14 protein-coding genes and 1 tRNA gene are annotated in these 13,856 nt (G+C 67.9%); 14 read left to right on the top strand and 1 reads right to left on the bottom strand.

Features of this window, described 5'->3' with window-relative positions; all coding sequences use genetic code 11:
- Window positions 1-110: 110 nt before the first annotated feature.
- The 14 genes from V4U86_RS04440 to V4U86_RS04375 all read left to right on the top strand — a co-directional run bounded on the left by V4U86_RS04440 (window position 111) and on the right by V4U86_RS04375 (window position 13,279).
- The gene (locus tag V4U86_RS04440) at window positions 111-902 is read left to right on the top strand and encodes an SDR family oxidoreductase (protein ID WP_395310077.1); all 792 of its coding nucleotides are present in this window, start codon (window positions 111-113) and stop codon (window positions 900-902) included.
- Window positions 903-910: 8 nt separating this feature from the next.
- Entirely contained in the window at window positions 911-2,014 is a 1,104-nt protein-coding gene (locus V4U86_RS04435) for an NAD(P)H-dependent amine dehydrogenase family protein (protein ID WP_395310076.1), read from the top strand.
- A 133-nt stretch (window positions 2,015-2,147) separates the two neighbouring features.
- Window positions 2,148-2,357, top strand: coding sequence for a hypothetical protein (locus V4U86_RS04430; protein ID WP_395310075.1), 210 nt, complete (start codon window positions 2,148-2,150; stop codon window positions 2,355-2,357).
- Between the two features lie 81 nt (window positions 2,358-2,438).
- The gene (locus V4U86_RS04425) at window positions 2,439-3,671 is read left to right on the top strand and encodes an Nramp family divalent metal transporter (RefSeq protein WP_395310074.1); all 1,233 of its coding nucleotides are present in this window, start codon (window positions 2,439-2,441) and stop codon (window positions 3,669-3,671) included.
- Between the two features lie 71 nt (window positions 3,672-3,742).
- Complete coding sequence (locus tag V4U86_RS04420; RefSeq protein WP_395311913.1) at window positions 3,743-4,750, top strand: poly-gamma-glutamate hydrolase family protein; 1,008 nt, start codon at window positions 3,743-3,745, stop codon at window positions 4,748-4,750.
- Between the two features lie 37 nt (window positions 4,751-4,787).
- Window positions 4,788-6,077, top strand: coding sequence for an NAD(P)/FAD-dependent oxidoreductase (locus V4U86_RS04415; protein ID WP_395311912.1), 1,290 nt, complete (start codon window positions 4,788-4,790; stop codon window positions 6,075-6,077).
- Window positions 6,074-6,817, top strand: coding sequence for a DUF1365 domain-containing protein (locus V4U86_RS04410; RefSeq protein WP_395310073.1), 744 nt, complete (start codon window positions 6,074-6,076; stop codon window positions 6,815-6,817). Before V4U86_RS04415 ends, V4U86_RS04410 begins: the two co-directional genes overlap by 4 nt.
- A gap of 245 nt (window positions 6,818-7,062) precedes the next feature.
- Window positions 7,063-7,671, top strand: coding sequence for a sigma-70 family RNA polymerase sigma factor (locus tag V4U86_RS04405; protein ID WP_395310072.1), 609 nt, complete (start codon window positions 7,063-7,065; stop codon window positions 7,669-7,671).
- Complete coding sequence (locus tag V4U86_RS04400) at window positions 7,668-8,378, top strand: anti-sigma factor (protein ID WP_395310071.1); 711 nt, start codon at window positions 7,668-7,670, stop codon at window positions 8,376-8,378. The genes V4U86_RS04405 and V4U86_RS04400 overlap by 4 nt, the downstream gene beginning before the upstream one ends.
- Window positions 8,379-8,396: 18 nt before the next feature.
- Window positions 8,397-9,194: a TIGR03621 family F420-dependent LLM class oxidoreductase gene (locus V4U86_RS04395; protein ID WP_395310070.1), complete on the top strand. Its 798-nt coding sequence runs from the start codon at window positions 8,397-8,399 to the stop codon at window positions 9,192-9,194.
- A gap of 85 nt (window positions 9,195-9,279) precedes the next feature.
- Window positions 9,280-11,385, top strand: a complete 2,106-nt coding sequence (locus V4U86_RS04390; protein WP_395310069.1) for a catalase — start codon at window positions 9,280-9,282, stop codon at window positions 11,383-11,385.
- A gap of 6 nt (window positions 11,386-11,391) precedes the next feature.
- Window positions 11,392-12,582, top strand: coding sequence for an AI-2E family transporter (locus V4U86_RS04385; protein WP_395310068.1), 1,191 nt, complete (start codon window positions 11,392-11,394; stop codon window positions 12,580-12,582).
- A 72-nt stretch (window positions 12,583-12,654) separates the two neighbouring features.
- A tRNA-Arg gene (locus V4U86_RS04380) sits at window positions 12,655-12,727 on the top strand.
- Between the two features lie 312 nt (window positions 12,728-13,039).
- A complete protein-coding gene (locus V4U86_RS04375) occupies window positions 13,040-13,279 on the top strand; it encodes a hypothetical protein (protein WP_395310067.1) in 240 nt (79 codons plus the stop codon).
- A 79-nt stretch (window positions 13,280-13,358) separates the two neighbouring features.
- Here V4U86_RS04375 and V4U86_RS04370 read toward each other — a convergent pair whose 3' ends face one another.
- Window positions 13,359-13,811: a carboxymuconolactone decarboxylase family protein gene (locus V4U86_RS04370; protein ID WP_395310066.1), complete on the bottom strand. Its 453-nt coding sequence runs from the start codon at window positions 13,809-13,811 to the stop codon at window positions 13,359-13,361.
- Window positions 13,812-13,856 lie beyond the last annotated feature (45 nt).

The raw sequence follows: 13,856 nt of genomic DNA, 5'->3' as shown, positions 1-13,856 counted from the left end.
AGGGGGTGCCCGAAGCTGGCCGCCCAGTCAAATTAGAACGTGTTCCAGAAACCGCCCACCCGGGCCGGCAGACCTTGCTACCGTGGCGCCGACACAGAGATGAGGCGTGCATGATCCTGGACAGATTCCGACTCGACGATCAGGTGGCCGTGGTCACCGGGGCCGGCCGCGGACTGGGTGCCGCCATCGCCGTGGCGTTCGCCGAAGCCGGTGCGGACGTGGTGATCGCGGCCCGCACCCAGGCCCAACTCGAAGAGGTCGCCGAGCAGGTGGCCGCGGTCGGCCGGCGGGCCCACATCGTGGTGGCCGACCTGGCCCATCCGGAATCGACCGCCTCGCTCGCAGCGCAGGCGGTGGAGGCATTCGGGAAACTAGACATCGTCGTCAACAACGTCGGCGGCACCATGCCCGGGCCGCTGCTCAACACGTCCACCAAGGATCTCAAGGACGCCTTCACCTTCAACGTGGGCACCGCGCACGCACTGACCACCGCCGCGGTGCCGCTGATGCTGGAGCATTCCGGCGGCGGGTCCATCATCAACATCACCTCCACGATGGGCCGGCTGGCCGGGCGTGCCTTCGCCGCCTACGGCACCGCCAAGGCCGCGCTCGCGCACTACACCCGGTTGTCCGCGCTCGACCTGTGCCCGCGGATCCGGGTCAACGCGATCGCCCCCGGATCGATCCTCACCTCGGCGCTGGACGTGGTGGCCTCCAACGAGGCGTTGCGCGACCCGATGGAGAAGGCCACCCCGATGCGCCGCCTCGGCGACCCCGCCGACATCGCCGCGGCTGCCGTCTATCTGGCGTCGCCGGCGGCGAGCTATCTGACCGGCAAGACCCTCGAGGTCGACGGCGGGCTGACCTTCCCCAACCTCGACCTGCCGATCCCCGACCTGTAAGGAGACCCATGACCATTCGCGTCGCCGCGATCGGCACCGGAAACGTCGGCCGCCACGCCCTTGCCCAGCTGATCCACGACTCCCAACAGCAAGACCCGCAGTACGAACTGACCGGGGTCTGGGTCTCCTCCGCGGCCAAGGCCGGTAGGGACGCCGGCGAACTCGCCGGCCTGCAGGTCGCCACCGGTATCGCTGCCACCAACGATCTCGACGAGATCCTCGCCGCCAAACCGGACTGCGTGGTGTACACCGCGATGGCGGACAACCGGCTGCCCGACGCCCTGGAGGACTACCGGCGCATCCTGGCGGCCGGGGTCAACGTGGTGGGCAGCTCCGCGGTCTTCCTGCAGTACCCGTGGCAGGTGCTGCCCGCCGAACTCGTCACCCCGATCGAGGACGCCGCCGCCGCGGGCGGGTCGAGCATCTACGTCAACGGAATCGACCCCGGTTTCGCGAATGATCTGCTCCCCCTTGCCCTCGCCGGCACCTGCCAGAGCATCGAGCAGATCCGGTGCATGGAGATCGTGGATTACGCCACCTACGACAGCGCCACCGTCATGTTCGACGTGATGGGTTTCGGCAAGAGCACTGACGAGTTGCCGATGCTGTTGCAGCCCGGCGTGCTCAGCCTGGCCTGGGGCTCGGTGGTCCGACAGCTTGCGGCCGGGATCGGGATCGAACTCGACGAGGTCACCGAGACCCACCTGCGCGTCCCGGCGCCCGAAGATTTCGAGATCGCGGCCGGTTACATTCCGCAAGGTTCCACCGCGGCAATGCGTTTCGAGGTGCGCGGCATGGTCGGCGACCATCCCGCCGTGGTGCTCGAGCATGTCACCCGACTGCGCGCCGACCTGTGCCCCGACTGGCCGCAGCCGGCACAGGAGGGCGGCTCCTACCGCATCGAGGTCACCGGCGAACCCAGCTACGCACTCGACCTGTGCCTGAGCAGCCGCAAGGGCGATCACAACCACGCCGGCCTGGTCGCCACGGCGGCCCGGGCGGTCAATGCGATACCCGCGGTCGTCGCGGCCGAGCCCGGTATCCGGACCACTCTGGACCTGCCGCTCATCACCGGAAAAGGGTTGTACGCTGGACCTCAGCCCACCGCTTGAGGACAGGGGCCGCCTATGGCCGACACCGATCACTCCTTCACCCGCCGAAGGTGATTCGGCACCGTAACAATTCTGCGCGCATCCGCATTGCGCACCGTTCATCGCTACTCACGGCCACCGTCAGGAGGCCACCATGCGGATACTTCTCGCACCCGCACTTCTCGCCCTGGGTCTCACCTTCGCACCCGTCGCCGCGGCGGTTCCCGAGTGCGCCCAGGTCGGCGAGACCACAACCCTGTGCAGCAGGCCCGGCCACGCCCAACTGACCACCTACCCCGCCCCGATGAACTACGGGCCGTGGCAGTGGTGGTGGGGCAACGGAGGGTTCTTCTTCGGCTGGTGACGCCGACCGGCCTCGCCAGTTGACCAGACGCAGATTTCGGCTAACCTAACTTTTCTATTCGCCGGATAGAAAGGTTGCAGGTTGCTGCCGGAAACCACTGCTGCGTCGCGTACCCGGCCGGGCTGGTATCTGCTCGGGCCGGCCTTTGTCGCGGCCATCGCCTATGTCGACCCCGGCAACGTGGCCGCCAACGTCAGTGCCGGTGCGCAGTACGGGTTTCTGCTGGTCTGGGTCATCCTGGTGGCCAACGTGATGGCGGGCCTGGTGCAGTTCCTGTCCGCCAAGCTCGGGCTGGTGACGGGCCGCTCGCTACCCGAGGCCGTCGCCGACCACACCCGTACCCGGACCCGTGTCGCCTACTGGATCCAGGCCGAGCTGGTCGCGATGGCCACTGATCTGGCCGAGATCGTCGGTGGAGCCATCGCGCTGTACCTGCTGTTCGACCTGCCGCTGCTGATGGGCGGCATCATCACCGGCGCGGTCTCACTCGGGCTGCTGGCCGTGCAGAACCGCCGCGGTCAGCAGGTTTTCGAACGGGTGATCACCGGCCTGCTGCTGATCATCGCCATCGGCTTTCTCACCAGCCTGTTCGTCGCACCACCCGCAGCCTCCGATGTCGCCTCGGGCCTGCTCCCCCGCTTCGACGGAGCCGAGAGCGTGCTGTTGGCCACCGCCATGCTGGGCGCCACCGTGATGCCGCACGCGGTGTATCTGCACTCCGGGCTGGCCCGGGACCGACACGGACACCTCGAGCCGGGGCCGGCGCGTAAACGCCTGTTGCGCATCACCAAATACGATGTCGGCGCGGCCATGCTGGTCGCCGGCGCGGTGAACCTGGCCATGCTGTTGGTGGCGGCGACCAACCTGCAGGGCATGGAGAACACCGACTCGATCGAGGGCGCGCACGCCGCGGTCAGCAGCGAGCTGGGTACCACGGTGGCCCTGTTCTTCGCGATCGGCCTGCTGGCCTCCGGCCTGGCCTCCACCTCGGTCGGCGCCTACGCCGGCGCGATGATCATGTCCGGTCTGCTCAAGCGCAGCTACCCGCTGTTGCTGCGCCGACTGGTCACCCTGATCCCCGCGCTGATCATCCTGGCCATCGGAGTGGACCCCAGCCGGGCGCTGGTGCTCTCCCAGGTGGTGTTGTCCTTCGGGATCCCGTTCGCCCTGATTCCGTTGGTCCGGCTGACCAGTAACCGGACCCTGATGGGCGAGGACGCCAACCACCGGGTGACGACGGGCCTAGGCTGGCTGGTGGCCGGTGTCATCACCGTGCTGAACGTCGTATTGATCTACCTCACTGTCAGGGGCTGAGCGCAGCAACGCGGGGACCAACATTGCACCACCTGTATTTCGCGTACGGATCCAATCTGTGCGTCCAGCAGATGGCGCGACGCTGCCCCGATGCCGGCGACCCCCGGCCGGCCACCCTGGCCGATCACGACTGGCTGATCAACGAGCGCGGGGTGGCGACCGTCGAGCCGTCCGACGGCGCGGTCGTGCACGGTGTGCTGTGGCGCGTCAGCGATCACGACCTGACGGTGCTCGACAGTGCCGAGGGCGTCCCGGTCCGCTACCGCCGCGACCGGCTCGCGGTGCACACCGCCGCGGGCCCGGACCCCGCCTGGGTCTACATCGACCCGCGGGTCGAGCCCGGCCCGCCGCGGCCCGGGTATCTGGAACGGATCATCGACGGGGCGCGCCATCACGGCCTACCCGAACGGTGGCTCGAATTCCTGCACCGGTGGGATCCGGCGACCTGGCCGAGCCGGGACAAGCACCCTGATTCGGCTGCCCCGCAATCTCTTTCCGAGCTTCTCGACCATCCGGGCGTCGTGGAGGGGGCCAGCTTGGCTTCCCGGTTCGGGTTTCTGGCCATCCACGGGGGCGGGCTGGAGAAGATGACCGATGTCATCGCCGAACGCGCCGCCCGCGCCTGCGGCGCCTCGGTGTACACGGTGCGCCATCCCGACGGCTACCCCCACCACCTGCCGTCCCGGCTGTACCGGCCCGCCGAGTCCGACACGCTGGCCGCGTTCCTAGACCACGTCGACACCGTGGTCTCACTGCACGGCTACGGGCGCATCGGACGCAGCACCCAGCTGCTGGCGGGCGGCGGCAACCGGGAACTGGCGGCTCATCTGGCCCGCCACCTCAGCGTGCCCGGCCACCAGCTGATCACCGGGCTGGACACCATCCCCCGCGAACTGCGCGGACTGCACCCGGCCAACCCGGTCAATCTGCCCCGTCGCGGCGGCGTCCAGCTCGAACTGCCGCCCCGGGTACGCGGCATCAGTCCGCGCAGCGGGATGGCGAACGAGGACGGACTGACCCCCGCGACCGCCGCGCTCATCGAGGGCCTGGCCGCCGCCGGGGAAACCTGGTCACGCTGACTGTGCCCCGACCCATCCGGTACAGCACCGGCACCGAATACCGGTCGTGGAACGAAAAATCGCCGTCATCGGCAGCGGTGTCGCCGGGCTGACCGCGGCGTACGTGCTGGCGGCGAGCAACCGGGTGACGCTGTTCGAAGCCGACACCCGCCTCGGCGGCCACGCCCGCACCCAGCTGGTCGACGATGGCCGGGGCAATCCCGTCGCCGTCGATACTGCGTTCCTGGTGCACAACGACCGCACCTACCCGACGCTGTGCCGGCTGTTCGCCGAACTCGGCGTGCAGACGCACGAAACCGACATGTCGATGTCGGTGCGCGACGACAGCATCGGCCTGCAGTACGCGGGGGCGCGCGGGCTGGGCGGGCTGTTCCCGTCCTGGTCGAACCTCGCCCGTCCCAGCTATCTGCGGATGCTTGCCGAGGTCACCCGGTTCCACCGGGACGCGACGACCCTGCTGGAAACCACCGACAACGCCGCCGACACCCTCGGCGCATTCCTGGAGCGGCACGACTTCTCCGACTACTTCGTCGACCACTTCATGACGCCGCTGGTCGCCGCGGTCTGGTCCTGCGCCCCGGGCGAGGCGATGCACTACCCGGCGCGCTACCTGTTCATGTTCCTGCAGCACCACGGCATGCTGACGGTCTTCGGATCACTCACCTGGAAGACGGTGGTCGGCGGATCCGCCACCTACGTCGCGGCCATCGCCGAGCGGGTGCAGGAGGTCGTCACCGGGACACCCGCCGGGTCGGTGCGCCGCAACCGGCACGGTGTGGAGGTCACCGCCGGCGGCGGGCAGCAGCAGTTCGACGCCGTGGTGATCGCCACCCACCCCGATCAGGCGCTGCTCGCACTGGCCGAACCGACCCGCCGCGAACGCGACACCCTGGGCGCGATCAGCTACTCCGGCAATCACGCCCAATTGCACACCGACACATCGCTGTTGCCCACCCTCCCGCGGGCTCGCGCCTCGTGGAACTACCTGATCACCGCCGGTGACGGGCCGGTGTTGGTCACCTACGACATCAGCCGGTTGATGGGGTTGACCGGACCGCGCCGGTTTCTTCTCACCTTGGGCGGGCGGGATCGGGTGAACCCGGACACCGTCATCTCCGAGATGATCTACGACCATCCGCTCTACACGCCCGAATCGGTTGCCGCGCAGCGGCTTTTGCCGACTCTCGATGACGACAAGGTGGTGTTCGCCGGCGCCTACCATGGGTGGGGGTTACACGAGGACGGCGCGGCCGCCGGTCTGCGCGCGGCCCAACGCCTCGGCGCGCGCTGGCCGGCCGCCTGCGATCGGGAGTCGGTGTCGTTGTGAAGCCCTCGCTGTACCGCACCCAGATCGGATACGTCCGGCACTCCCCGCTGCGCAACGAGTTCCAGCATCGCAGCTACAGCTGGTATGTCGACATCGATGACCTGCCCCGGCTGCCGATCTGGTTGCGCCCCTTCGCCGTCTTCCGCGCGCAGGATCACTTCTCGACGACCGAGGACGGGCTCCCGACACTACGCGCACGCGTGGACGCCTTCCTGCACGACCACGGTATCGACATGGCCGGCGGGCGGGTCACTGCCCTGCTGAACGCGCGGGTACTGGGCCACGTGTTCAACCTGATCAGCGTGTTCTGGTGCCACGACGCCGGGGGCACGCTGCGCCACGTCATCGCCGAGGTGCACAACACCTACGGTGGCCGGCACGCCTATCTCCTGCCGCCCACCGAAACCGGGCCGACCGCAGTACCCAAGCAGTTCTACGTGTCCCCGTTCGACGAGGTCGACGGGTACTACCTGGTTGACGCACCCCGCCCGGGTGACACCGCCGAACTGGCCATCTCCTGGCACCGAAACCACAAGATGGTGTTCGCCGCGACGCTGCACGGCCGGCGGTTACCGGCGACGGCGATGGCCGTGGCGCGCATGCAGCTCGTCGCGCCGATGGCCCCGTTGACCGCGGCGGTCCAGATCCGGCTGCACGGCATCGCACTGCGGTTGCGCGGCCTTCCCGTCATCCCGAGGAACACCCCCACCCCGCAGATCAGGAAAGTCACCCATCGATGACGCTGGACCCCACCGAAGACTCTGCGGCACAGCTCACTTCGAATCGATGGTCGCAGATCGCGCGGGTGCCCGCGCGCCCGCTCGCCGCGGCGTGCGGTACGTCAACTGCCGGTCCGGCTGCAATACCCGGAGGGTGCGGAGGTGGAGGCGATCACCATGGCGCATGACCCAATGTTGGCCTCCCGCAGCACCTATACCTACCTCGATGTGCACGAGTGGACGTTCGCCCCGACCGGAGGCCCCCGATGACCCTCGCGGAAAACCCGGTGTTGCACACCGTGACGATGTCGGCGGCTAGGCTACCGGACGTGGCGGCAGACCTGGACGCATTGCTGCGCCGGGTGGCGCAGCGCGACGTCGATGCCTTCGCCGAGTTCTACGACCAGACCCGGGCCCGGGTCTACGGCCTGGTCACCCGGGTCCTGCGGGATCCGGGCTACAGCGAGGAAACCACCCAGGAGATCTACCTACAGGTGTGGCGCAACGCGGCGGACTACAACCCGTCGGCGGGCACCCCGCTGTCCTGGCTGATGACCGTCGCGCACCGCCGCGCGGTGGACCGGGTGCGCTCCGAGCAGGCCGCCACCGACCGGGAATCCCGTTACGGGGCGGCCACCGTCGAACTCCCCGTGGACCAGGTCGCCGAGGGTGTCCTGAGCCGGGAGGAACACCGCCAGGTCGCGGCGTGCCTGGACAGCCTGACCGACCGGCAGCGCGAATGCATCCAGCTGGCCTACTACGAGGGGCTGACCTACGTTCAGGTCTCCACCCGGTTGTCCGCCAACCTGGCCACCGTCAAATCCCGGATGCGCGATGCCATCCGCGGGCTGCGCAATTGCCTGGGGGCGGCATGACCACCCCGACCGACGGCCTGCTGACCCTCGCGACGGCCTACGCCCTCGACGCCGTCGACGACGCCGAACGCGCCGACATCGAACACCGGCTGCGCGCGGCCCCCGACGACATCTCCGGCGCGTTCGCCGTCGAGGTCCGCCAGGCGCGGGAGGCGATGGCACGAATTTCGGCCACCACCGCCGTCGAACCGCCCGAGCACCTGCGTGAGCGGGTGCTCTCATCGGTGGCCGAGGATTCGGTACGCCGCCTCGGCCCGTCCCGGCGGCGCTGGCCCGCCACCGTCGCGGCAGCCGCAGCGGCCATCGTCATCGGCGTCGGCATCTTCGGGGTCGGCTGGTATCTGCGGCCGGCGCCCGCGGCGACCACCGCCGAACAGATCTTCGCCGCACCCGATGTCCGCACCGTGTCCGGCGACATCCCGACCGGCGGGACCGCGACGGTGGTGTTCTCGCGGGAACGCAACGCCGGTGTCCTGGTGATGAACAATGTCGCCCCACCGGAATCCGGCACCGTCTATCAGATGTGGCTGATCGACGATGCCGGGTCACGTTCGGCCGGTGTGATGGACGCCGGCGCGGTGGCCCCGTCCACCACCGCGGTGTTGCCCGATCTCGGCGATTCCACGACGCTCGCGTTCACCGTCGAACCGGGCACCGGTTCGACACAGCCCAGCGGCACACCGTTTGCGGCGCTCCCGCTGAGCTGACCGCGCTACCGTCGGGTCATGCCCCGCGACTTCCGCTTCGGCCTCAGCCTGCGCGACACCTCATCGGCGGCGAAGGTCCGCGACGCCGCCCGACAGGCCGAGGACCTCGGTTTCGACGTCCTGCTGGTGCCGGATCACCTCGGCGCTCCCGCCCCGATACCGGTGCTGGCGACCGCCGCCGCGGCCTCGCAGACACTGCGGCTGGGCACCTTCGTGCTCAACGCGTGCTTCTACAAACCGGCCCTGCTGGCCCGCGACGTGGGGGCGCTGCACGATCTGTCCGGCGGACGCTTCGAGGTCGGGCTCGGCGCCGGTTATGTGCGCGAGGAATTCGAGGCCGCCGAGCTGCCGTTCCCGTCCGCCCGCCAACGCATCGAGTACCTCGAGCATGTGGTCGAGTACCTGACCGAACACGTGCCCGGCGCCCCGATCATGATCGCCGGCGGTGGTGACCGGCTGCTGACCGTGGCCGCCAGGTGGGCGTCCATTGTCGGGGTCACCGGCACCGCGCTGGCCGAACGGATCGCGTTCCTGCGCGAGGCGGCCGGTGCGCGGTTCGGTGAGATCGAACTGAACGTGGCGATCACCGCGGTGCCGACCGACGGCTCCGGGGTGCCCAATCTCGCGATGACCCGGCGCTATGCGCCCGACCTGACCGATGAGCAACTGCTCGCGCTGCCCGGCGTGCTGTCGGGATCGGTGACCGACATGGCCGCGAAGGTGCGTGGGCTCCGCGACACCTACGGCGCCAATTATCTGGTGGTGCAGGCCAACCACGCCGAGGCCTTCGGGAAGGTCATCGCCGCGCTTCGGTAGTTTCGCCGGCCGACGGCTGGGTACCTGACTGAGGCACCGGTTTCGACCGGGCCGCCAGCAGCCACGTCTTCGTTCGGAGAATCCCATGCCCACACCTCGCAAGCCCGATCAAGCAGCCCCCGCACAGGTAGGCCCGACCGGTCCCGACGGGAACGGACTGTTCGGTTCGGATCCGCGGGCTCAGTCGGGGACGTTTCTGACGACTGCACAGGGTGTGCGCATCCCCGATACCGATCACTCGCTCAAGGCCGGCCGCCGCGGCCCCACCCTGATGGAGGACTTCCACCTCCGGGAGAAGATCACCCACTTCGACCATGAGCGCATCCCGGAGCGCGTCGTGCATGCGCGCGGCGCGGCCGCGCACGGTGTGTTCGAGTCCTACGGCACCGCAGCCTCGGTCACCAAAGCCGGCTTCCTCGGCAAGAAGGGCACCAAAACCCCTGTCTTCACCCGTTTCTCGACTGTGCTGGGGTCGCGCGGATCCGCCGATACCGTGCGCGACACCCGAGGTTTCGCGGTCAAGTTCTACACCGAGGAAGGCACCTTCGACCTGGTCGGCAACAACATGCCGGTGTTCTTCATCCAGGACGGCATCAAGTTCCCGGACATCATCCACGCGGGTAAACCGCATCCGGATCGTGAGATCCCGCAGGCACAGTCCGCACACGACACCTTCTGGGATTTCGTGTCGCTGCACACCGAGGCCACCCACCACGTGTTCTGGAACATGAGTGACCGCGGCATCCCGCGGTCGTTCCGGACCATGGAAGGGTTCGGTGTGCACACCTTCCGGCTGGTCAACGTCAAGGGCGAGACGAGTCTGGTGAAGTTCCACTGGAAGCCGGTGGCCGGCGTGCACTCCCTGGTCTGGGAGGAGGCACAGATCGCCGCGGGCTGCGACCCCGATTTCCACCGCCGCGACATGGCCGACGGCATCGAGGCCGGCGCCCCGTTGGAGTACGAGTTGGGCATCCAGGTGATGCCCGACGACGGCACGGACACCTTCGAGGGCATCGACCTGCTGGATCCCACCAAGATCGTTCCCGAGGAACTAGTTCCGGTGCAGTTGATCGGCAAGCTGACGCTGGACCGTAATCCCACCAACTTCTTCGCCGAAACCGAGCAGGTCGCCTTCCACACCGGCAACCTGGTGCCCGGCATCGAGGTGACCAACGACCCGCTCATGCAGGCCCGGCTGTTCTCCTACCTGGACACCCAACTCACCCGCCTGGGTGGGCCGAACTTCACCCAGCTGCCCATCAACCGACCGCACTGCCCGGTCAATGACATGCTGCGCGATGGCATGCATCAGACCGCGGTGCACACCGGTCTGGCGCCGTACCACCCCAACAGCATCGACGGCGACGAGCCGCAGCCCGCCGACGAGAGGCAGGGCGGCTACGTGCAGGTGCCCCGTGCGGTCGAGGGTCCGGTGGAGCGGGCCCAGCCTGCATCGTTCGACGACCACTTCACCCAGGCCGCCATGTTCTACCGCAGCCTGTCCCCGATCGAACAGGCGCATGTCGCCGAGGCGTTCAGCTTCGAGCTGGGCAAGGTGTACGAGCAGAGCATCAAGGAACGGGAACTTCAGGTGCTCGCCAACGTGGACACCGAGCTGTGCGAAAAGGTCGCCGCCGCATTGGGTTTGCCCGCCCCGTCCGGCAATCCGCCGCAGGATGTCACGCTGTCCCCGGCGCTGTCACAGGTTGTCACCGAGCCCGGCCCGGTCAAGGGTCGTCAGATCGGCATCATCGCCGACGCCGGCTCGGATCTGGTCGGCGTCGCGAAACTCGCCAAATCCGCTGAGGCCCTGGGCATCATCCCGCTGGTGATCGCACCGGTCGGCGGCACCCTGAAGTCGGGCCGGCGCAGCGTCATCGTCAACCGCACCTTCGCGACGGCTCGGTCGATCGAATTCGACTCGCTGGTGATCGCCGGGGGAACCTCCCCCGATCCCAAGCTGGTGGTCCTGCTGCACGAGGCCTTCCGGCACTGTAAAGCGCTGGCCGCCTGGGGCGATGGCAGCGCGGTGCTGAAGGCAGTCAAGATCCCACTGAAGGGTCCGGGCATCGAACTCGCCGACGAGGTCGACAAGGACTTCACCGCGCGGCTCACTGCGGCGCTCGGTCTGCACCGCGCCTGGGACCGGGTGAAGATCGGTTCGGCGGCGGTCCCATCACCGGCCGGCTGATGGGCCATGAACGCGGCGCCGCACGGCGGTGGTGAATCACCGTCTGCCGGAGAAGGCCATGACGACATGGTCGCCCAGCCGCATACCGAGGACGAGGGCCCGGTAGCCGAAGCGGAACTGCAAGCGGCGGAGATGACTTCGCCCGAGCGGCCGCTCGGCGCGCCGGGGAAACGGTTCGACCGGCGTTCCCCGTTCTTCATCGGGCTGGCCGGTTCGGCAGGGGTTGCGGTCACCTACGGGGCGGTGCAGCTTACCTCGGCGATGTCCTCGGTCCTGGTGCTGATCGGCGTCGCATTCTTCCTGGCGCTCGGGCTGGAACCGGTGGTGTCCTGGTGCGTCAACCACGGCCTGCGCCGGTGGCTGTCCACGGCGCTGGTCTTCATCCTGTTCCTGGCCGGGATCGGGGCTTTCGCCGCCGCAGCCATCCCACCCCTGACCCAGCAGCTGGACAACCTGATCACCCATGCACCGCAGTATCTTCAGATGGCACAGGACAATTCCTCGTTCATCGGCCGGCTGAACGAACGATTCCATCTGCAGCAACGGATCTCGGATGCCGTCGGCGGTCTCGACGAATCGGCGATGCACCAGGTGCTCAGTGCCGGGACCGCCGTCCTCGGGGTGGTAGCCGACACGCTCATCACCATCGTCCTGACGCTCTACTTCCTGGCTGACCTGCCGCGGATCCGCGCCACGCTCTACCGCCTCGTCCCGCACACGCGCCGGCCCCGCGTCATCCTCATCGGCGACGAGATCTTCGCCAAGGTAGGCGCCTACGTGCTGGGCAATGTGCTGATCTCACTGCTGGCCGGTGCTGTGACCTTGATCTGGCTGACGGTGTTCGACGTTCCGTACGCGCTGCTGCTGTCGATCATGGTCGCCCTCCTCGATCTGGTGCCGGTCGTCGGATCGACCATCGCGGGCATCATCGTGGCCGCGGTGGCGCTGACCGTCTCGCTACCGATCTGCATCGCGACGATCGTCTTCTACGTGGTGTTCCGGCTCATCGAGGATTACGCGCTGATCCCCAAGATCATCGGCCGGGCCGTGCACGTGCCGGCGTTGACGACCGTCGTGGCCGTCCTGATCGGTGGCGCGCTGCTCGGGATCGTCGGGGCGCTGGTGGCCATCCCCATCGCCGCCGCCGTGCAGCTCATCGTCGAGGAGGTGCTCTACCCGCGATTGGACGCGGTATGAGGAGACCCGACCGCATACGGAGAATTCGCGCTGATCCACTAGAGTCTTGAGCGCCTGTGCAAACAGGTCCCCGCCCCCGTAGCTCAGGGGATAGAGCACGGCTCTCCTAAAGCCGGTGTCGCAGGTTCGAATCCTGCCGGGGGCACCCCTTGAACTGTATGACCTCGGTTGATGCGTGCCTTTTCTGTGTCGGTTGATGCCTGACAGTGTTTCGGCTGATGCTTGACAGTTGCTTCGGTTGATCCTTGACACTCCCCGCGACGCGGTCACGCTCGATCGGTGAGCACCTGGCTACCGGCGTACCGTCCGCACCTTCACCCGCAGCAGTTGCGCCTCGACTGTCGCCTCCCATTAGGGCCTCAGCACATACCCCGATCCGAGTAGTCCGTTACTCAAGGCGGCGTTGGCGAGGCGCCATAGATTCGGGCGGATAGGCCAAAAGATTAGGAGTAGACCGATGCCCGTAGAGGCTGCCGTCACGTGTGGCGGGGAGCGATACAAGCTCGAATCCGCTCAGAATGATCTGAAAGACCATCAGGCATTGATCGACACAGGCGATCCGATGTACACGACGACGGAGATGTTCGAGAAACGACGTGATCTCGAGCGAGCCGTGTGGAACGCCGAAAAGAAGCTGAACGACTGCATTGCCGCGCATGGTGCGAGCTCCCCGGCGGCGAGTGCCGAGAAAGCCTAGCCACAGCGCGGTCTAGCCTAAATCGATTCGGGCCATCGCCGTCGGCGAACCGGGTGGAGAGCAGGACTCATCACCGGTTTCACGGCCCCACCGGGTAGTGGCTGGCGATGGCGATCCGATTCCAGCCGTTCATCTCGACGGCGAGCCAGGTGACCGCCGCGATCTGCTGCTTGGACAACGCCGCCTCGACGTCGACGGTGGGCGCGGGCGAGGTGTGCTCGTCGGCGATGCGGGTGATCCGCTCGGCCACCGTCAGCGCGGCCTGCTCCTGCTCGTCGAAGTACTGCGACTCCCACCAGGCCGGCAGCACCGCGAGCCGGTCCGCGGTCTCGCCGGCGGCGAGGGCGTCACGGGTGTGCATCCGCAGGCAGAATGCGCACCCGTTGATCTGCGACACCCGGATCTTGACCAGCTCGACCAGCAGCGCGGACAGTCCGGCCGTCTCGGTCGCCTCCTTGACCCGGGCGTCGAAGGCTGCAAAGGCCTCGTACGGGCCGGAGAACTGTTTACTGATGTTGACCTTCGGGAGCATGCTTGTACCTCTTCTCAATGGGACGTCCAGATATCTGACGAGATG

It is taken from the genome of Mycobacterium sp. AMU20-3851 (assembly GCF_043974665.1).
GTDB lineage: Bacteria > Actinomycetota > Actinomycetes > Mycobacteriales > Mycobacteriaceae > Mycobacterium.
The sequence above is the reverse complement of the archived record's forward strand: the minus strand, read 5'-3'. Positions and strand labels throughout refer to the sequence as shown.